General features: G+C 59.2%; 12 protein-coding genes. All 12 read right to left on the bottom strand.

Annotation, left to right across the window (positions count from 1 at the left end; translation table 11 throughout):
* Window positions 1–89: 89 nt before the first annotated feature.
* Window positions 90–1,025, bottom strand: a complete 936-nt coding sequence (locus tag AB5Z14_RS06290; protein ID WP_368130752.1) for a class C sortase — start codon at window positions 1,023–1,025, stop codon at window positions 90–92.
* A gap of 122 nt (window positions 1,026–1,147) precedes the next feature.
* Window positions 1,148–2,110, bottom strand: coding sequence for a hypothetical protein (locus AB5Z14_RS06295; RefSeq protein ID WP_368130753.1), 963 nt, complete (start codon window positions 2,108–2,110; stop codon window positions 1,148–1,150).
* A gap of 514 nt (window positions 2,111–2,624) precedes the next feature.
* A complete protein-coding gene (locus AB5Z14_RS06300) occupies window positions 2,625–4,424 on the bottom strand; it encodes a SpaA isopeptide-forming pilin-related protein (RefSeq protein WP_368130754.1) in 1,800 nt (599 codons plus the stop codon).
* Between the two features lie 114 nt (window positions 4,425–4,538).
* Window positions 4,539–6,209, bottom strand: a complete 1,671-nt coding sequence (locus AB5Z14_RS06305) for a SpaA isopeptide-forming pilin-related protein (RefSeq protein ID WP_368130755.1) — start codon at window positions 6,207–6,209, stop codon at window positions 4,539–4,541.
* On the bottom strand, window positions 6,202–9,693 hold the full coding sequence (locus AB5Z14_RS06310) for a Spy0128 family protein (protein ID WP_368130756.1): 3,492 nt from the start codon (window positions 9,691–9,693) through the stop codon (window positions 6,202–6,204). The genes AB5Z14_RS06305 and AB5Z14_RS06310 overlap by 8 nt, the downstream gene beginning before the upstream one ends.
* A 484-nt stretch (window positions 9,694–10,177) precedes the next feature.
* Entirely contained in the window at window positions 10,178–10,999 is an 822-nt protein-coding gene (locus AB5Z14_RS06315; protein ID WP_368130758.1) for an HAD family hydrolase, read from the bottom strand.
* Between the two features lie 210 nt (window positions 11,000–11,209).
* Entirely contained in the window at window positions 11,210–12,490 is a 1,281-nt protein-coding gene (locus AB5Z14_RS06320; RefSeq protein ID WP_368130759.1) for an MFS transporter, read from the bottom strand.
* Between the two features lie 285 nt (window positions 12,491–12,775).
* Entirely contained in the window at window positions 12,776–14,077 is a 1,302-nt protein-coding gene (mobB, locus tag AB5Z14_RS06325; protein ID WP_368130761.1) for a molybdopterin-guanine dinucleotide biosynthesis protein B, read from the bottom strand.
* 4 nt (window positions 14,078–14,081) lie between these two features.
* The gene (gene moaA, locus AB5Z14_RS06330) at window positions 14,082–15,137 is read right to left on the bottom strand and encodes a GTP 3',8-cyclase MoaA (protein WP_368130762.1); all 1,056 of its coding nucleotides are present in this window, start codon (window positions 15,135–15,137) and stop codon (window positions 14,082–14,084) included.
* 233 nt (window positions 15,138–15,370) lie between these two features.
* Window positions 15,371–16,408 carry a putative endonuclease domain-containing protein gene (locus AB5Z14_RS06335; RefSeq protein WP_368130764.1) on the bottom strand — a complete coding sequence of 346 codons (1,038 nt, stop codon included), beginning with the start codon at window positions 16,406–16,408 and terminating at the stop codon, window positions 15,371–15,373.
* Window positions 16,409–16,623: 215 nt separating this feature from the next.
* The gene (locus AB5Z14_RS06340; RefSeq protein WP_368130765.1) at window positions 16,624–18,522 is read right to left on the bottom strand and encodes an ABC transporter ATP-binding protein; all 1,899 of its coding nucleotides are present in this window, start codon (window positions 18,520–18,522) and stop codon (window positions 16,624–16,626) included.
* Window positions 18,515–20,335 (bottom strand): ABC transporter ATP-binding protein, encoded by a 1,821-nt coding sequence (locus tag AB5Z14_RS06345; RefSeq protein WP_368130767.1) that lies wholly within the window; start codon window positions 20,333–20,335, stop codon window positions 18,515–18,517. The genes AB5Z14_RS06340 and AB5Z14_RS06345 overlap by 8 nt, the downstream gene beginning before the upstream one ends.
* Between the last annotated feature and the right edge of the window lie 55 nt (window positions 20,336–20,390).

Raw genomic sequence — 20,390 nt, forward strand, 5'->3', positions numbered from 1 at the left:
ATCGCGATTTTCGTCGAATGTTGGGACGGTTTGGGAGCCCTGAGCACCACAAAGGTGCCTGTCCCCATTGTGGTGGTTCTGAACAATGGCTATGCCGAGGCCTTGGCCTTGCGGCGTTTTCGGATCGCGTGGACCACGATGTCCAGCAGCAACAGCAGGATGGCCACGACCACGATGAGCACGGCAAACTCGCGCTTGCCCCAGTGGCGGCCGGCCAGCGACTTTTGCTTGTCGACGTCCTTCTTGTTGTACTTGGTGCGCACGCAATGCACCAGTAGACGGTGGTCGTTCACGCCGTAGGGCGTGCAGGTGACGAGCGTCACCTTGTCGGCTCCGGGCTCAATGGTCAGCGACTCCATCTCCTCGGGCAGCACGACCTCGGAGTCCACCATCTTGTAGGCGAGCGTCTTGTTCATGGTGTGCAGCAGCACCAGGTCGCCGGGCTCCAGCGAGTGAATGTCGTCGAACATGCTCAGGTTGCGCATGCCCGAGTGCGCGGTGAGCACGCAATGCGTCGAGGTGCCGCCCACCGGCAGGCTCGTGCCCTCCAGGTGACCGACGCCCGCCATAAGGACTTCCTCGCTCGTGCCATGGTAGATGGGCATGCTCACGTCGATGGAGGGGATCTCGACCCAGCTCATCATGGGGTCGCGGTCAAAGATAAGCTGCTGATCGTAGGGCTCGATCTGGTCGACGGGAAGCTCGGTGGCCTCGCCGGCTAGCTGCTCGTTAAAGGAGCGCGCCTGAAGCAGGATGCGCTCGCGCTCCTCTTCCGATAGCGCGTCCACGGTGCTGGACACGGTGCTGATCTGGTTGAACACGCCCGAGGCCTCGAGCCGGTCCAAGATCCACGGCCAGGTCATAAGGCCCACGCCAATAAGGATGATGACGATGGTGATAAGCCGGTCGGCCCAGCGCGGTAGTCGCTTGCGACGACGCTTACCACCCTTGGGCTTGGGTTGCGGGCTTGAGCCGCCGTTGGTCGCGGCGTCATCGCTCTTCATGTGTTTGGCACCCTGCGCCATCGTCGATCACTCCTCTACAGCTCAAGTTGTCTAAACAAATAATAGCCGATTCGCGAGCCCCTATCCCGGACAACGCAGCCAGGACCGAAGCACCGCCTACGGTCGGAATTCTTAGAGACCTTCTACAGCGCTTCCTGCCATGAATATTCCTTTCCAAACAGACGATCGACTTCGAGCTGAATTCGCTCATCGTCGATTGCCGCCAAAGATAGCGCAAGTGAAATGTCGTCGATACGGGAGGAGTCGGCAAACACGGGCGCATAGCGCCACACTTGGATCATCGCCGTTTCGCTGTCTGGCAGTTCCCCTTCTGCGACTTCAAGGTCACGCAGCTCACGCCATGCACTTCTTAAGACAGCCTTTTGCTCTATACCCGGCGCAGCGAGCATCGAACGCGCAGCGAGCGCCGTCTCGCCAGCGTCAGTGAGACGGTCGATCCGTGGTGCCTTCCTTGCAAAAATAACCTTCGAGACAGGCGAGGAAAGCTCTGCCATGTGCTCATTGAGCAGAAAATCCACGGCCACGGGAAACACAATGACACGCCGTTCGCGCCGCTCGCGCCTTGCGAGCCCCCTGTCTACAAGCTCGGTTATGGCCTCACTCGCGCGGCTTGCCGAAATCCCAAGCGCACGACAAAGGTCATCGGAATGATATGACTCCTGCCCTGCTCCCCAGATTGCGGCAGCCTGCGCGTTGGGCGACATCTTGGTCGCGCGATTATGAAATCTAGTGCCACCCCTCTCCGTGCAGGCCGCGCCCATAAATGGAAGAAAGGCCTGCCTACCAGGGCAAACAAAGGGGATTCCTTGTGCGACCAATGCCTTGCGTTGGCGCGCATCGGCATCAGGAAACGAAACGACGACAGGAGCCTCCGCACGCAAGGCTAGCTGGCTATAGACTCTCTTAGCCTCGGGAAGCCTGACGCCAGTAGGCAAACTTGCAAGCAAAAAAGAAAAACCATTTGCGTCAACGGCGCGGACCTCAATCGACCGCAGATGCAGCGGCAAGTGTGCGGATCCAGGCCAAGTTTTAGCCTTGGCGGAGAGACCCAGTGCTTCTTGTAAGTAGGCAAGCGCTTCGTTCATTTCCATCTTTTTCGTTTAGTTCCAGTTAATATTGGAATTATACATAATTTTAGGAAATAACGAGATTTCTATCAGGCATAGGCCCGTATTTGAGTTTTCAAAATATCTCGAATCAACTGAGCGATTCGGGATACAATGTTTATAGAAAACGACGCATCCCGCGTAAGTGTTAAGGAGCGCGGGCAGCCTAGTTTTCTAACGTGTTAAACGGCCGGGCTGCAACCCCGGCCGTTTTTATTTGCGCTTGCGGCGCAAACGCCGAGAACCGTCCGCACCGCGCGTGCGCCTACGGACCTTAAACCGAACCTCATACGAGTCAAAAAACGCGATGACGGATGAGTCCGCACCGGACGGTGGAGGCTGCCTGCGTTGTCCAAAAAGAACGGGGCAAACTCCAGTGCGGAGTCTGCCCCGAAAATAGAATGGCAAAGCAAGAACGTCAATGGACGAGAAAAGTGTCCGCAAGTCTCATGGCCATCACATCCCACCTGCCAAAGGGATGGGTGAGTGAGCGTTACTCCTGCTCGGACTCCTCGGCCTGCTTACGGCTGCGGATAAGGTGCGCCACGCCGATGCACAGCACCGCGCCACCAGCGATCCAAGTGAAGGTCACGCCGTTGAGGCCGGTGAGGGGAAGGCCGGTGCCCTTCTGGTCGGTGACAGTGAGGTGTACCTTGCCGTCAGCGGCCTCGGTATTAGTTTGAGCCACCTTGACGAGATTCTCATCAGTACCAGCAGCAAGAGTGCAGCCCGGGTTAACAACAGTCGTATCGTCTGCCGGAAGCGTCCCGCGAGTAATGGTGAACGTGATGCCAGCGCTGTGGGAGTTGTTATATCCAGGCGCCGGTTTGACCTCCGTAAGGACGTAAGTACCCTCATCAAGACCAACGACGTTGATCTTACCGTTTGCGTCGGTCTTCAGCTTAGCCTGCTCGCTATCCTTCGTCTTGGTACCATCCGCCTTGATAAAGTTGTTCGTATCATCCTTCTCCTGCAGCGTGAACTCAACGCCCTCGAGCTTCTTAGGCTTGCCAGCCTCATCCTCGTCGCTACCGACCTTGGTAACATCGATACCATAGGTGTAGTCATAGGCAGGATGGTCAACCGTAGTGCCTTCACCTTCACCGTGCGGGTTGTTGGAGTAGGTAAGCTTAACCGTATTCTTCTGTGCGGTACCGAGCAAACTGCTGAATCCTGACTTGAGCGAACCGTCAGTATTGCAAACCTTGCTAGAGTCGAGCTTGGCCTGGTACTCAACGGTCACCTTAGAGTTGCCGTTCAGCAAGATAGGAGTGCCACCCTCAGCCGTGCAATTCTTGAGATTAAGGAAGTCGACAGTCAGCGTGTCGCTATCGTACTTGGCAGTGTAGCCGGTCTTAACCTCGGTATTGCCAATTTTGACCTTAACAACTGGCGTCTTGCCGTCAGCCCCAAGACTAGGCGTCATGGATTTGGGAAGATTATCCGTGAAGGTGTACCTGTAGGTGCTGTAAGTGTCGATGTTACCCGCAACGGTACCGGTAAGCTGATAATCGATAAACTGATCCATTCGGGAGTCCGCAGCCATGTTGGGATTCGTGAACACATTATCGCCAAAAGAGCCGCCTTCTTTGTCATCCTTGACGGCCTTGGTTACAGTGGGGACCTGCTTCTTGGGAGTTAAGTTCTCAGCGGAACCGCCCACAACGGCGAAAATGGGCGAACTGAAGGTGTCCGTGTTACCCTTTTCAGCATTAGCATCCTTGCCGACACTCTTAGTCACGAAGAGCCAGTAACCAGTAGGCAAGTTACTAAAAGAACCGGTGTTGTCAGCATTTAGCCAGCCGTTATTGCCTTCAGGAATGTTCGCCTTCTCAACAGCAGCAGCGATCTTGTCGAGCACGATTCCGGCCTTGACGTTTTTATTCACAACTTCGTTCTCGTGCTTTTTGATGAACTGAGCCCACGCCTGAGCAGATTCAGCATCTTCGCCAGTCGGCAAGCCATCAGGCTTGGGGTCATCGTTATTAAATGCCGTAGTCACTGCGCGCTTTACGGGATCACTTGCCCAATCGATATCGGAAAGCGTCTTCTCCGCAGTGGAGTCCCAGGTACCATCATCCTTCTGGTCTTGCGTGACCTTCGCCGAGAAAATTTGGATTCCCTTAAAGGTCGTATCCTTGTAGATATCCTCCGTAATCGTCACGTTGCCGCTCTGGGCCACCCTCGGCGTGCCCTCAGCAAACGCCATGGTCACCGGGGCCATGACTCCGCCGAAGCTCAGCGCTGCTGTGAGGCCGGCGGTTACTGCCAGGCGTGCGATGTTCTTGTTCATGTGCATCTTCTTTCCTCTGCTTTCTACTTCGTAACTCATTCGATCGGTCATTATCTGTCTGTGTCTTAACATCTACTTCGCTACGTCTCGCCCCGCTCTCTGTGGGGCTGCCAGCTACTCTTTATGGCTGCCACCTCCCCGCTTGACCAGGAGCGCGACCACAATGAGCGCGGCTCCGGCGACCGCTGCGGCGGCCGCGGCGTACATTGCCATATCGCCAGTCGAGGGCATAAAGCCTCCGGTGGTAATGCTAGGGGGTGTGCCGGTGGGCGTGTTGATGAGCGACGCCTCCAGGCTGCCCGTCGACCCGTCCGCGCTGTCGGCGCGCAGGGGCGACTCGGCCGTGATGGTGAGTTTGGGCTTGGCGGCGGCCACCTGGTCGACGTCCAGGCCCTCGGCCTTGACCGTCACAGAGCGCGTGCCCTTAAAGACGGTGTAGCCCTTGGGCGCCTTAAGCTCGCGGACCTCCAGCTTGCCCGAGTCCACGCCCGAGACGGTCACGCGGCCGTCCTCGCCCGTGGTGACGGTGGCCTTGCCCTCTGCATCCCACGTGCCGTCGGCCGCTAGCGTGCGACCGCGGTCGTCGATGATGCTCAGGACCGCCCCGGCAAGCGGCTTGTCGCCGTCGCTGCCGCGCTTGGTGAGCGCGAGATCCCAGGTGTAGGCGCACGCATCGTCGCTCGGCGTGCGGGTGAATCCGGCGTCGCCGGACTGGTCGGCAAAGGGAGAGCGCGGGTAGCGCAGGTAGACCTCGTTGGGGTTGCCCTTCGCGATGCCGTGGTTGCATGCGCTGTTGAGCGGTGCGTTGTACACGGCGACCACGCGGGCGCCCGCGGTGAAGGCGTCGGCCCCGCCGAGCGCGGCGATGAGGTCGCCGGTGCGCACGGTGAAGGTCTTGCCGTCGGCCGCTACCTTGGTGGCGCACTGGGCCGTGATATCGGTCCAGCCCTTCGCGGGGTCGGTGCCGGCGCGACCGTCCTTGCCGGCCGAGACGGCGTCAAAGCCGCCGTCCGCGCCCGCCGCCACGTACACGCGCATGCTCGCGGCCACCCTGGAAGGGTCGAGCCCCGCGCTCATGGTGTCGACGAACCGCACCGTATAGGTGTCGTAGGCGGTGAGCCCGGCCGGGACCGTGGCAGAGAGGCGCCAGTACAGGTCGTCGGCGACCGTGGCGTCGGTGGCCTTCTGCCAGGCGGCGGTGCTGTCCTCCAGCACGTGCTTGGCGACCTTGGGGGTCGCCGCCTTGGGCTTGACGGTGACGGTGCTGCCGCCCACCAGGGCCATGATCGGCGCGGTGCCGGCCTCGTCCTGGGCGATGGCGTCGTCGTCGGCGACGATGAGCCAGTAGCCGCAGGGCAGCTCGGCCGTCGTGCCCGCGTTAAGGGCCACGAGCTCGGCGCCAGAGCTCTGGAGGGAACGAGCGAGCTGTGCGCTCAGCGCGCTCGTAAGGTGGGAATCGGTGTTGAGCCACTCGGCAGCTTCCTGCGCGGTGGTCTGGGATTTGGGCATGCCGGCGCTGTGCAGCACAGGCAGCGCGGCGTCGCGCACGGCGTCGCTTACCCAGGCGAGGTCGGTGGCGATCTTGGCGTCGCTGTCGCCGTCGACGACGTTGGCGCTAAAGATCTGGTAGGCATCGTAGCTGCTCGCCACGGTGCCGCTCACCGTGATGGAACCGGTCGAGGTCGGCGCGGCCTGCGCGGATGCGGGGAACACAACCGCGCAGGTGCCGATCACGAGGGCAAGCAGCGCAAACAAGATCGGGAAGGAGCAAACTTTCTTATTCACGACGCTCGCCTCCCTTCGCATTCGCCTTGCGACGAATGTGCATCCAGGCCGCAGCAGCGCAAAGCACCGCCGCGCCGGCAAGGTACGTCAGAGTGACGCCCGACATACCAGAAAGGGGCAATGTGGTGGAGTAGGTGTTGGTGAAGGTGGGAGTGGACTCGGTGAGGTCGTGGGGCGTGTCGGTGGTCACTGGCTTGCCATCACGATCCCGAATCTGCTTGTAGGTCGCAGAGATGTTGATCTTGTGGTTAGAGTCGTCAACCGCATTGACCGTAATCTGATAAACCGACTGGTCGTATGTGTAGTTCGTAAACGGCGTGGTTGGCAGCTGTTCGCGAACGTAATAAGTAAAGGTATTGCTTGCACCGCGGCCCGTGGGATCCGTGCCCTTGACGAGATCGGCAAGTGTGTACGTAATCTCATCGGCGAAGCTCAGGGTCTGGGACTTGTCGCCGCTGGCAGTGGTGGTAATCTCGCCGTCGGGGTCGGTCGTAGCCGTCATGGGTTTATCGAAGTTCTCGTTATCCGCAAACTCGAGCGTAAACTCTTTCATCTCGCCACCCTCAACGACCTTAGTCGCCTTAGGAGTCCAAGAGCCGCTGGAAGTGTACGGATTGTACTTGTTGGTGAAGGTCTTTTCCCCATTGGAGCCAACGACCACATAATAATAGCCGTCAGAATCTGCCTGCACAGGACGCGGATCGCTAGTTGAATCACCGAAGTGCTTGGTTACAGTCATGCCATTGATCGTGTAGTTATGGATTGTAAGCTGTTTGGTCTCGGTCGCATTATCCAGAATCGGAACAGACATGAGCACATCTGGCTTGCCTTCTGCAAGTTTAACCGTAATCTCGTACACGGCCGGGTCGTACGTGATGTCGGAATCAGTGCCAGCATTTTCAACCAAATAGTATGTAATCGTGCCAGTCGTACCGTTCGCTATGAACTGCTCACCAAGGTCAAACTTGATGATGCCACTTGCATCATTACTCGCAGTTCCAACCTCGGTGCAAGCGTCAGGAGTGAATACCCCGCGAGCGATAGGATCACTCGAATCCTTGCGGTAGACCGTAAAGGTGAAATCCCCAGCCTTAAGCTCACGGCCGGCCAACTTCTTGGTCGCCTTCAGCTTAAGGCTCGGGTAGACGTACGTATCCGCAGGCACGCCTAGGTACAAGTCGCCATTCGACATGATGCCGCCACCATGGTCCCAGGAATAGTTGCCCGTGATGAAAGTTCTGGCAGCTTTCTGCGCATTATTCGCTTCATCACTTCCAACTTTGACATCCGACTTCAGACCGACGCTCCGATAAATCTTCACGCCGCCATTGGCAGGGATCTTGATAGCCTCATAGAGTTCGTCGTTATCACTGAGTTCTTTGTTATCGCTGCGTTCTTTGCTTCCCGAATACTTGGCGTCTCCGTCGCCGAGCATCTTGCCGATTACCGCCGCAAGCGGTTCCTGATGGCCAGCCGCTGCCGCAAGGAAGAAATCGGCATGACCGTTATCGCGAAACACCTTCGATTTGTATGCATCTATATCTTGATTCTTGCCACTACCACCACCTGAAAGATGGGGTTTAGCTTCATTGCCGGTATTGTTCTGTGAGTTGTAACCATATTTATAATCGTCTTTAAAACGATCTCCGTCATCATACTCAGCGCCGGCAGACGAATTGCCAAAGATTGCCGTGCCCTCAGTGTTCGTTACCAACGTCTTGCCCGTGGGGCAGACTGCAACGCCACCGCCGTAGCCGCCAGCTTCATTGGCGCTAATGTACGAGTTATATATGAATAGCCTACCAGCAGTATATTCCTTGCCTTGGTCTGAGTTTCCCTGAACAAAGATGCCGCCGCCACCCCAGTCAAAGCGAGACATGCAGTGATTGTTAGTGATATAGACATTATTGTCTTCAGTGCCGTTAATCATCGCGTCAACCATCTGGCCCACTCGAATGCCGGCACCTTCAGATCGGTAGCTCACGTTAGAGGCAATAATTCCTCCCGTGATTTTCAGCCACGCCATACCCGTACGGGGTTGAGTATTACGGTTGACATCCGTGACATAAACACCGCCGCCGGCTTCCTCGGAGTAGTTGCCGGTAATCTGGCCACCAGAAATAGTGACATTGGCGCCGTTATTGGCAGCAAGCCCAGCGCCGCCATGGTCACCGTTGCCATCCTTGTTGCAGAATTTAGCCATTCTATTATTCGTGATATAGCCACCAGAAACGGACACGATGCCGCCTACGGCCATAATGCCGCCGCCATAGCCAGGTTGATCGCTTTCCCCATTGAACGTCGCATTGCCCGAAATAACCGCATTTTCCGAAATAGATACGCTCGAGCCGTTCGAGTACACACCGCCGCCATTGGGAGCGTAGTTGCCTGCGATCACGCCACCGGTCAGATAAAGGGTCGTACCTTCATCTTTGAGTTCGATGCCTGCGCCTTGGCTCCTAGAGGTTGCACCGCAAACGTAGCCACCGCTCATATTGACGGTGGAGCCGTTCTCGGCATAGATGAGGCTGCCGACATTGCAGTCCTTTTTCTGCGTAAGCGTACCGCCCCGAAGGTTAAACTTGCCGTGATTGTAGACGTTAATGAGCTTCAACGCGGAACCCGTGGGCGCAGTTGAGACAATTGCACCCTTGATGTTGACCGTATGTGTTTCAAGCGTTTCCGCCGTGCTCGTACCGCTAGCGGACGACTTGGTTACGTAATAGGTGAGCGTGGTCGGGATGTCATCGTTGTCATAGTCGTCGACCTTGCCATTTTTGCCATAATTTTCGCTAGTAAAAGTCTGACCTTGATCCTGCAGCGGCTGAGTGCCTTTGATCTCATCCACACCCGGATTAGAATCCGTGATTGTAAACTCGGCACTATTGCTCACACTGAAAAGCGGCTTATTATCATTGCTCGAGTGCTTTATTTTGTAGCCATTAAGATCAAGGGTGATATTGCTACCTTTCTTATTGAGAAAGATTTCGCCGTTGCAGTCTAGGTCCTGCATCAATTGAAAACTGCCGGACTGATTTTCCGCAACGCCCTGAAGTTTCTGGCTAAGCTCAGCTTCATTGTTAATTTTCACAGCAGCCGTTCCGGCTTGCTCACCTTCCGCAGCCGCGACAACGGTTTTGTCATCCGAAGTCGTTGTACCCTCGTTCTGCTGCTCTTCCTCGGACTGTCCCTCAAGCTGGGCATCGTCGCCAGTCTCGTCGCCCTCGGTCTCGTCACTATTCTGGTTTTTTTCGGTATCCCCGCTGTTGGTGTTGTCTACATCAGTAGACTCACTTGAGGAACCCCCCCCCATCACAGTTTCCTCGGTAGAAACCGCCTGGGCATCGTTGGCAATGGCCTGCGAGATCGGAGGCATGACGAGCGACAGTACCAGGCTCAAAACGGAGGCTCCGCACAAAACGCTTGCCAGTACACGGCGCGTCGCTTTATTACTCTGCTTAGATTTGTCCGAATTCGCTTTCATCGATGTCTCCTCCCCAAGAGACCGCGATCTTGCTCTTTCACCATCAAACGTATCTGCGCAATCTGTAATTGCGCTCGTTTAGTAATGCAATTATAACGATTGTTTAAATATCTGAGCAAATAAAACCGATAGTTTTGTAGTGAGTTCTCAATTCTCTTGACATTTGCTCGGATTTGCCTTCGTTTATTCGCTATCTATTATTTGTTTCTGCTGGTAATTTAGTTGCCTATTATTTTTTAATGGCATTAGATTTATTTGCACAACATTTTGCTCAAGAGCAAACATCCTGTGAACGGTAGGTCATTAACCGGGAGGAATAGACTACTAAATTGATGGGAATATCTTTAACCCATTGGTAGTTAGAAGCGTAATGTTCAGACAACTATATTTGAATTTTCGCGCAGATTTTAGGCATCATTTCGCCCAAATCGCCTGAGGCCACCACAAAGATGCCTGCCCCCTTTGTGGTGGTTCCGCCCCGGCGCTACAGCAGATGTTCCTCGATAAAGATCGCGATGCCGTCTTCGTCGTTGCTGGCGGTTACAAAGTCGGCGGCGGCACGGGTGGCATCGCTGCCGTTTGCCATGGCCACGCCCACGCCGGCGTCAGCCACCATGCAGGTGTCGTTATCGGCATCGCCAAACACGCAGATGTCCTGGAGCTCCATGTCGTTGAGCTCCGCCACGCGCACAAGGCCGCGCGTCTTGGACACACGCGGATCCATAAACTCGTAGAGCCGCTGCGTGGTCTGCAGGGCCGCTGCCTTAACAGTGTCATCGGCAAACGTCGATGCTCGCTCGATCACCCGCGGCATTACCTCGGGCGCCATGGTAAACATCACCTTGGGCTGCGGCTCGCGCAAAAACTCGGCAAAATCGACCACCTGGTAGGGCACGCCGTCGACGCGCGACAGGTGCTCGACGCACGCGTTGCTCTCGGGCACGTAGAACACGCCGTCTCGGGGGCAGACAGGCGTTGCCGGAAGGTCCGCCATGTGCTTGCAGATGCGCGCGATGGTCTCGCCCGGCAGCGGATAGCTCAGCTCGTTGATGTCGTGCGCACGGTCGATGACCTCGGCGCCGCCGCAGCCCACGAGCACGTCCACCAGGCCTTCGATGCCCCAGAGCTCGTACATGGCCTCGGTCGCGTGGGCGTCGCGCCCGGTGCACAGGCCAAAGAGCACGCCACGGTCGCGCAGGGCGCGGATTGCCGCCACGGTGCGCGGGGACACCGTGTGCTGGCTCGCGAGCAGCGTGCCGTCGATATCGCAGAACACGGCTTTGATGTGGCTGAAGGTGGTGTCCATGGGGGCCTTTCTGGGTCGTGCGGCGGTGTGGGGTGTATTCGTGAACGGCGTACATGGTATACCAAGGCGCAGGCGCGGCCCGTCAAAGCAAAAACCACCACAAAGGCGCCTGGCCCCTTTGTGGTGGAAGTGACGTTTGCGGGCCAAACCATCACAACATTCGACGTTTTTCGGCAAAATCGCGATTTTTACCGAATGTTGTGATGGTCTTTACTGCCTTGCGGCACGATCAAAATGCCGGCGCCCAAACAGCAGCAACGCCGCGGGGACTGCCGTCACGACCATGCCTGCTCCAATGAGCGTCTGCTGCACGCCAAATGTCGCCGCCAGCCACGGGGCAATCGCCAGAGGGGCCACGCCGGCGAACATATTGCCAAAGCCCATGACCGAGTTCACGCGACCGAGCTGCTCGAGCGGAGCCGTCGTTTGCACAATGGTGTTGTGGAGCGGGTTGACGACACCCCAAGCTATGCCCAGGGCGATCTGGCCGATGAGGGCCACGCCCACGTACGGTGTCCCCACATAGAGCAGACTTCCCAGGCCCACGGACATGAGCGCCACGAGCAGCGTTTTAAGGTTGACCAGGTGCGGCGGCAAGCGGAGCGCGAGCACGGCACCCAGCACCGCGCCCACGCCCGAAGCAGACGAGAGCCAACCCATCCACTCAACGCCGACGTGCAGGACATCGCGGTAGAAGAACGACTCGAGCGGATCGAAGGCTCCGTAGCCAAAGTTCGAAAGAAAAATGATGCAGAAAAGTAGCGCGAGGACGCTGTTGGTGAAGACCGTCTTGATGCTGCCTGCGAAGGTGGCGCGGGCGGACGTGCTGGGGTTGGAGCTTTGTCCCGCACGCTCCCCTTCCTCTGTCGAATCGGCATCCGCATGCCCGGCGACATGGCTGGTCTGCGGCCTAAAGCCCCAACCGACGACGAACGCCAGCACGGTAAAGAGCATCATGAGCACGAACACCGTGCGCGACGACGCAGCCGCCGCGACAAAGCCGCCCAGCGTGGGGCCAACGATGATACTCACGTTTGAAAACATGGCGATGGCGGAGTTGATGTCTTTGAGCTCGACGGGGTCGTCGGTGAGATACGCCGGATAGGACGTGGCGATGGGCTGGGCGAATCCCATCGTAAAGCCCAGAAACACCGCGCCGAGCAGGACGACGCCGGTCGCGCTACCAAAGGCGATGATTGACATGCCGGTTGCGAGCGCGCCGATGATGCTCAGCAAGAAATGGCGGCGCAGACCCCAGGCGTCGAGCTCCGCGCCACCCGCAAAGGATCCCAGGATCACGAAAACGTTCATAAACAGAACGGCCAGCGATGTCGCGACGACCGAGGCATCGTCTGCATAGGTGAGCGTTCCGATGACGCCGATAAAATAACTGGTCTGAAAGCCGGTATATATGAGGAAGCGCATTGCCACCAGGTGCTTAGCCTGCGCGGACAGCGAAGGTTGAGATTTTGAGAGAAGAGATGCGAGCATGGAGACTCCTTGTTTCATACGAATACGGGCGGTGGGCATTCGCCACCGTCTATCAAATCAATCAGTCCGCATGAAACATTAAGGACGCATCAGGACCCTTCTCTCCTTTTTTCGCTCAGTATGAACTACTTGGTAGATTGTAAGGCATGCCCCACACATCTACTAAAGCAAAATCCACCACAAAGGTGCCTGGCCCTTTGTGGTGGAAATGGCGTTTGCCCAGATAAAACCTGCCAAAACAAACCTGTCCCCTTTTGGCACGTTATGACAGCGCAGCGTCAAGCCTTAAAGGTGATCTTGGATCAGATCGCAGATGGCTCGGGCGTCGTTGATGTTGATGGCTCGGGTCGCAAAGCCGGCGTCGAAGGCCTGACGCGCCAGGGCTTCGTTGCAGGCAAGGGCTAGCGTGTGACCGTCGACCAGGTCGAGCGAGCTCTTGCCGCGCAGACGGTCGACACCGGAGCGCGCGACCACGATGTTGTCGAAGCCCTCGGTCTTGTAGCCCTCAATGATCACCACGTCGACATCGTTGTAGCGCGACAACAGCTCGCGCGCGGGCATCTCGTCCTCCTCGCGTGTGTCGGCGTACTCCGCCCAGCGCGTGGCGCAGATGAGGCCCACGTGCTTGGATCCGGCTTGGTGATGGCACCAGGTGTCCTTAGCGGGCACGTCGATATCAAAGCCGTGGTGCCCGTGGTGTTTGAGCGAACCCACGCGCAGGCCGCGGCGGGTGAGCTCGGCGATAACCTTCTCGACGAGCGTGGTCTTGCCCGAGTTTTGGTAGCCGATAAACGCGATCGCGGGGACGGCCGGGGCCGGAGCTGCGGACGCGACGGCGGCAGGCGCGCTTGCGGGTGCGGCACCGTCAGCGGCCGCGGACTCAACAGCAGCGGCCTGGCGCTCGGCGCGGTCCCACACACCCGAGCGGCCGCCTTCCTTGTGCAGCAGGCGCACGTCGACGATCTCCATGCCGCGATCGACGGCCTTGCACATGTCGTAGATGGTCAGGCACGCGGCACTCGCACCAGTCAGCGCCTCCATCTCAATACCCGTCTTACCCGTCACGCCCGCCGTAACCAGCACGTGAAAGCCAACCTGTCCGTCCGCGCGCGCCGGCGCCCAGCCCTCGGGCACGTCCTCGGCAGGCGTCCCCGCCGCAGCGATGGGCGCAATGTCGCACTTGCTCTTGGTAATGAGCAGCGGATGGCACATGGGAATGATGTCGCTCGTGCGTTTGATGGCCATAATGCCCGCCACGCGCGCGCAGGCAAGCACGTCGCCCTTCTTGGCGCGGTCCTGCAGCACCATGGCCTGCGTCTCGGGATGCATGAGGATAGTGCCCTCGGCGATGGCAATGCGATGGGTCTCGGCCTTGTCGGACACGTCGACCATGCGTACCTCGCCCTTGGCGTCCACATGCGTCAGCTCGTCGCGACGGGCGTCGCGGGCGGGCTCGGCTGCAGCGCTGGAAGTCGGCTGCGCGGACGCGTCGGCGTTGCCAGCATTCGCCGCAGCCGTGACTTTGTGGGCAGACATCGCGGCCCTGCGAGCGGCCTTGGTGGCATCGGCGTACCTGCTCTTGGCCATATGATCATCCTCCGATTTGGGACATAAATCGTTGCGTGCCCTCAATTATCGCGTGTTCCTGCGGTTTGTGGGCCACGGCATCGCGCCAAATCGAAAGTACCTGCATATCATCACCACGGCGCAGGGCATCGCGCACCGAATACTCGGCATCGCTGAACAGGCACGGACGCACGTTGCCATCGGCCGTCAGGCGCAGACGGTTGCAATTCGCGCAAAAATGGTTGGACATGGCGCTGATGAAGCCAACCGTTCCCGCCGCGCCCGGAAAGTGCCAATAGCGCGCAGGGCCCGCGCCGGCAGGAGCGTCGTTGATGTCGAGCGGTTCGAGCTCGCCCAGACCCACCGCGGCGGCCCCGGCATTGATGCGCGCCCGCAGCTCATCGCTCGGCACGGTATCGCTCGCGTCCCACAGCTCGGGATTGAGCGCGGGCGCATGCGGGTCCACAGCGCAATGCGAGCTCGTGTGCTCGTCGCCGATGGGCATGTATTCGATAAAGCGCAGGTGGATGGGTCGGTCGAGCGTGAGCCGTGCGAGGGCCGCCACATCCTGGTTGAGCCGGCGCACCACAACGCAGTTGACCTTAACGGGCTCAAAGCCCCAAGCCAGCGCCGCGTCGATGCCGGCCATGGTCTGCTCGAGCCGGCCCAGACGCGTGATCTTTCCAAAGAGCGTAGGGTCGAGTGTGTCGAGCGAGATGTTGACGCGGTTAAGTCCGGCGTCTTTGAGCTGCGGCGCCAGCTTGGGCAGCAGGGCGCCATTGGTGGTGAGCGAGATGTCCTCGATCTGCGGGATCGCGCGGATGTCGCGAATGAGCGGAATGATACGGCGGCTGACCAGCGGCTCGCCGCCCGTCAGGCGTACGCGGCGAATACCCTCCCCCGCCACCAGGCGCACAAAGCGGGCGATTTCCTCGGCGCTGAGCAGCTCGTCGTGTGCACGGGGCGCCACGCCGTCGGCCGGCATGCAGTAAATGCAGCGGAAATTGCACTTGTCGGTAACGGCAATGCGCAGGTAGTTGATATCGCGGCCAAAGCCGTCATGTTGCACGTGCCCGTCCACGCAGCCCTCCCCTCACGCGGCGTTTTATTCTTCGGAAAACATAATACCCCACGAGAGAATTATGCCGACACCCGTACGACAGGACGAGTCGCTTCGAGCAAAACGGACTTTCCAAGCCCATCCTCAGCACAAACCATCACAACATTCGATGCTTTTCCCGATTTTGGCAAAAAACGTCGAATGTTGTGATGGTTTGCCTGCCCGCAGCGCCCCGTAGAAGGACCAAAGCGCCCCTAGAGGCCGCCGTCCCAGTGCCGAATCACGAATTCTCGCAGGTCGTTCTGACGTTTCTGGAACACTTCGCTTCGGTCGCACTTAAGGCCCATAGCGAGCGCGATAGCGTTCATCGCCCGGTGCAATTGCAGCTGGTGGGCAAACTGAGTCCCGGTGAGGACGATCATCCTAAAGCCCAGCGCGCTCAGCACGGTCATACGCTCCGCATCCGACGCGCTGCGCTGTTTATCAAGATGGTCCGAGCCGTTGTATTCAATCCCCGTACCGTTCGCAGGCGCATATACGTCGATCTCAAAATACCCGGCCTTTGCGAGATACTTGAACTCGTTGGGAACATCGACCCGATGGTTGAGCTCGATCTTGGCGTATCCCAGCCCGCCCTGGGAACGTTTTGCTACGACCATGATTGCGGTGGCCGTCTCCATGGGCGACCGCGCGCCATCGTGCACGCGCTTGAGCGCGGCGGCCGCGCGTATAGCCCCCTGACGAGATCGGTTCTCATTGCAATAGGCAATCAAGTCGGCAACGGTATACCTCTGCCCCATCTCGATATAATCGCCTGTCGACAGATGATTCAAATGGTATCGGGCACAGATTTCGTAGCCATATTCCAACTGCTCGGGCTCACTCATCCACGAACCCGCTTGGACAAAGCACATGGCCTCATCAACCACTAGAAGGTCCTCTGCCACCTCGATAAGATGGCCTGGAGGTACCGGCGCTCCAAACACGTGGCACCTAAATCCAGCCGGCGTCGAGCGCTCAAAATCGAAGTTGACGAGCGTATCGATATGATCGAGCTCTTCTCGTGGAATACCAAGCGAAATCAGATAGTCGGTAACGATCCCAACTGCCGTTGAAGCCCTCAGCCCCTTGGCATCGAGTCCCAATTTGGGCAGGTCCGCAATCGGCTCCGCCTCATTAGCAAGCGAGTCCTCATCGTATAGGCTGCTTGCTCGCGAGAGCGGCTCGGACGGGCGCGCCACGTTGTGGTACAGCCAGGCAGTCTTATGGGACAGGACGATCGGCAGGTCCATGAGCCCTCCAATGGAGTCGGATAACCAATCTTATTCCCCTGCCCACGGGTCCGCACACCTTCGTGCGCAAGAAAGCGATTCCACCCAGTCGAGTGGCAGAAAAACCATCACAACATTCGATGCTTTTCCCGATTTTGGCAAAAAACGTCGAATGTTGTGATGGTTTGAAGCGAGGTGAAGAGCACGAAGGGGTCAAAGCATCGTACTCGAACGGGTTAATCCAACTCTTTTAAGCCATGCGCCAGTTGCCAGTATTCGCCGTGCTGAGCGAGCAGCTCTTCGTGCGTGCCGCGCTCGATAATGCGGCCGTGTTCGAGGACCATGATGGCATCGGCGTCGCGGACGGTGGACAGGCGGTGCGCGATCATAAACGTGGTGCGGCCGCGCATGATGCGGTCCATACCGCGCTCGATTAGCTTTTCGGTGCGCGTGTCGATGGAGCTCGTGGCCTCGTCCAGGATGAGCACCGGTGGATCGGCCACAGCAACGCGCGCGATGGCGAGCAGCTGGCGCTGGCCCTGCGACAGGTTGGCGCCATCGGCCGTAACCGGCGTGTCGTAGCCTCTAGGCAGGCGGCGGATAAACGAATCCGCACAGGCTGCCTCGGCAGCGGCGCGCACCTCCTCGTCGGTCGCGTCGAGCTTGCCAAAGCGGATGTTCTGCGCAATGGTGCCGCTAAACAGGTGCGTATCCTGCAACACAATGCCCAACGACCCGCGCAGGCTGGCCTTGGCAATGTGCTTGACGTCGATGCCGTCGTACGTGATCTCGCCGTCATCGACCTCGTAGAAGCGGTTGATGAGGTTGGTGATGGTCGTCTTACCGGCGCCCGTCGAGCCCACAAACGCGATCTTTTGCCCCGGCTTGGCAAACAGGTTGAGGTCCGTGAGCACGCGGGTGCCCGGCACGTAGGAAAAGTCCACGGCATGGAAGCGCACGTCGCCGGCAAGCGGGACCAAGCCGCACGTGAGCTCGGTACCGTCGGCAGACACCGCGCGGCCCGACTCATCAACGGCAGCCACATCATGCAGGTGCCCGTACGCGCCCACGCCCTGGCCCTCGGGAATCTTCCATGCCCACGCGGCGTCGCCCGTCTGCACCAGCTCCACGCAGCCCTCGTCCACCTCGGGCTTAAGGTCCATAGCCGCGAACAAGCGCTCGGCGCCGGCCAACGCATTGAGCAAGAAGTTGCCCAGCTGCGTGAACTGGTTGATGGGCATGGCCGCCTGGCGTACAAAGACCAGGTAACTTGCAAGCGCGCCCACGTCGGCGAGCCCCTTGATGCAGAGCATGCCGCCCGCCACCGCGACGATGGCATAGTTGACGTAGCCAATCACCACGGTCATGGGCACCATGGAGTTGGCATAGCTCACGGCGGCGGTGCCGGTGCGGCGAAGCTCGTCGTTGCGGCAGGTGAAGCCGGCGACATTCGCTGCCTCGCGGTTAAAGACCTTGATGACCTTTTGGCCCGAGACCATCTCTTCGATATATCCGTCCAGGTCGCCAAGCGATGCCTGCTGGGCGGCAAAGAAGCGCTTAGAGCGCGCGCCCGAATAGCGCGCATACAGCACAATGGCCGCATCGCACACGAGCGTGATAATCGTGAGCTGCCAGTTAAGGATGATGAGCATGGCCGTGGTGCCCACAACCTGAATGGCGGCCTGAATCACGTTGGCAAAGCTGTTGTTGAGCGCCTCGGAGACGGTGTCGACGTCGTTGGTGAAAAAGCTCATGATGTCGCCCGAGCGCGTGCTGTCAAAATAACTGAGCGGCAGCGCCTGGATGTGCGCGAACAGGTCGCGGCGAATATCGGACACCACGCGTTGGGCCGCGCGCACCATAATCTGCGAGTAGCCCAGGGCCGAGAGCACGCCCGCGGCGTAAATGATCGCCGTCAGGATGACCTGCCTGGCGAGCAGTTCCTCCCCGCCCGTGGCCAAACCGTTAACGATGGGGCGCACCATGTAGGTGCCGGCAAGGCTTGCGATGGCGGCCACAGAGGCAAGCACACCAACTGCGAGCAGCGAGAACTTGGCGTGACCCATGTAGGAGAGCAGGCGGCGGAGCGTCTGCGTCAGATTGGCGGGACGGGCCTGAGCGGATGTCTTAGGCATGGCGCTCACTCCCTTCCGTGGCTTGAGGTGATCCACTGGGGCCAGAGGAAGACAGGGCATTTGCACCATCCACGACGCCCGCATCCCCCGCAAACTCCATCTGCGAGGCATAGATCTCCTGATAAATGGCGTCGCCCGCCAGCAGCTCCTCGTGCGTGCCCACACCGTGGACACGGCCGTCGTCCAGCACAATAATGCGGTCGGCATCCATGACGCTCGCAATGCGCTGTGCAATGACAATCACGGTCGTATCGGGAATCTGCGCGATATGCTCGCGGATCTTGGCATCGGTCGCCATATCGACCGCGCTGGTTGAGTCATCAAAAATGAGCACACGCGGGTGCTTGAGCAGCGTGCGCGCGATGCACAGGCGCTGCTTCTGTCCGCCCGAAACACCGGCGCCGCCTTGGCCCAACTCGCCGTCCAGCCCGCCGATGCGATCCAGGAACTCGTCCACGCACGCCGCACGGCAGGCGCGCAGCAACTCCTCGTCGGTGGCGTCGGGCGCGCCCCACTGCAGGTTCTCGCGCACGGTACCCGTGAACAGCACGTTCTTTTGCAGCACAATGCCCACGGCGTCGCGCAGGGCGGCCAGGTCGTAGTCGCGCACATCGCGCCCGCCCACGAGCACAGCGCCCTCGGTCGCGTCGTACAGGCGCGCGATGAGCTGCACGAGCGAGCTCTTGCCCGAGCCCGTACCGCCGAGCACACCCACCGTAGAGCCCGGCTCGATGCGAAGGTCGATATGCTCAAGCACGTCTTCGGCAGCATCCGCGCGGTACTTAAACGACACGTCGCGGAACTCGACACTTCCGTCGGCGACCTCGTGCACAGCCGCGTCTGCCGCAGGCGCCTGGATAAGCGATTGCTCGTCGATCACCCGCGAGATGCGCTCCACGCTGGCGAGCGCGCGCGTGAGCAACAAAAACACGTTGGAGATCATCATGAGCGAGTTCATGATCAGCAGCACGTAGCTCATAAAGCCCGTAAGCGAGCCCACGCCCAGCTCGCCGGCGATAATCATGCGCCCGCCGATCCACAGGATCGAGATGGCGGCCACGTACATCGACAGCTGAAACACCGGCAGATTGAGCACGGCGTTGCCGAAGGTCTTCGTCGCCGTGTGCGCGAGCTCGGTATTGACGGTGTCGAACTTGGCCTCCTCGTGCTCGGCGCGCACGTACGCCTTGACGGCGCGCACGGCGGTGAGGTCCTCCTGCACCACGCCGTTGAGATGGTCCATTGAGGTCTGCAGTTGGCGGTAGAGCGGGCTGACGCGATAGGTGATGACGCCCAGCACGATCGCCAGCACGGGCAGAATGATCGCAAAGACCGTGGCAAGCGGGCGCGACAGCACCAGGGCATAGACCAGGCCGACGATGAGCGTCACCGGTCCGCGCACCATGGGGCGAAAGCCGTTGCCGATGGCATTTTGGATGACGGTGATGTCGGTGGTCATGCGGGTGACAAGCGAGCTAGCATCGTAGTTGTCCAGGTTGCCAAAGGCGAGCGTCTGGATCTTGCGATACTCGGCCTCGCGCAGGTTGGCGCCCAGGCCCGAGGCCACGCGGGCGGATGTGCGCGCGTAGCCCAGGCCAAGTACCAGCGAAAACGCCGCACACACCAGCATGCATGCGCCCTGCAGCAGCATGTAGTTGACGTCACCCGTGGGCACGCCCACGTCGATGATGTTGGCCATGATGACCGGGATAAACAGCTCGAGCGCGGTCTCAACCGAGACGAACATCACGCCGAGAATGGCATCGCGACGGTATGCCCCCAAGTAGGAAAACAGTATTTTGAGATTGCGCACGCAGGTTCATCCCCCATCAAACGTTGTTCGCAAACGCACGTATTATTGCGCGCCG

This window comes from Collinsella aerofaciens, assembly GCF_040910265.1.
In the GTDB taxonomy this organism is placed as follows: Bacteria; Actinomycetota; Coriobacteriia; order Coriobacteriales; family Coriobacteriaceae; genus Collinsella; species Collinsella aerofaciens_BK.

Coding starts and splice junctions, on each gene's coding strand:
- AB5Z14_RS06290 (WP_368130752.1), bottom strand. CDS start 1,025: ATGGCGCAGGGTGCCAAACACATGAAGAGCGATGACGCCGCGACCAAC.
- AB5Z14_RS06295 (WP_368130753.1), bottom strand. CDS start 2,110: ATGAACGAAGCGCTTGCCTACTTACAAGAAGCACTGGGTCTCTCCGCC.
- AB5Z14_RS06300 (WP_368130754.1), bottom strand. CDS start 4,424: ATGAACAAGAACATCGCACGCCTGGCAGTAACCGCCGGCCTCACAGCA.
- AB5Z14_RS06310 (WP_368130756.1), bottom strand. CDS start 9,693: ATGAAAGCGAATTCGGACAAATCTAAGCAGAGTAATAAAGCGACGCGC.
- AB5Z14_RS06315 (WP_368130758.1), bottom strand. CDS start 10,999: ATGGACACCACCTTCAGCCACATCAAAGCCGTGTTCTGCGATATCGAC.
- AB5Z14_RS06320 (WP_368130759.1), bottom strand. CDS start 12,490: ATGCTCGCATCTCTTCTCTCAAAATCTCAACCTTCGCTGTCCGCGCAG.
- mobB (WP_368130761.1), bottom strand. CDS start 14,077: ATGGCCAAGAGCAGGTACGCCGATGCCACCAAGGCCGCTCGCAGGGCC.
- AB5Z14_RS06335 (WP_368130764.1), bottom strand. CDS start 16,408: ATGGACCTGCCGATCGTCCTGTCCCATAAGACTGCCTGGCTGTACCAC.
- AB5Z14_RS06340 (WP_368130765.1), bottom strand. CDS start 18,522: ATGCCTAAGACATCCGCTCAGGCCCGTCCCGCCAATCTGACGCAGACG.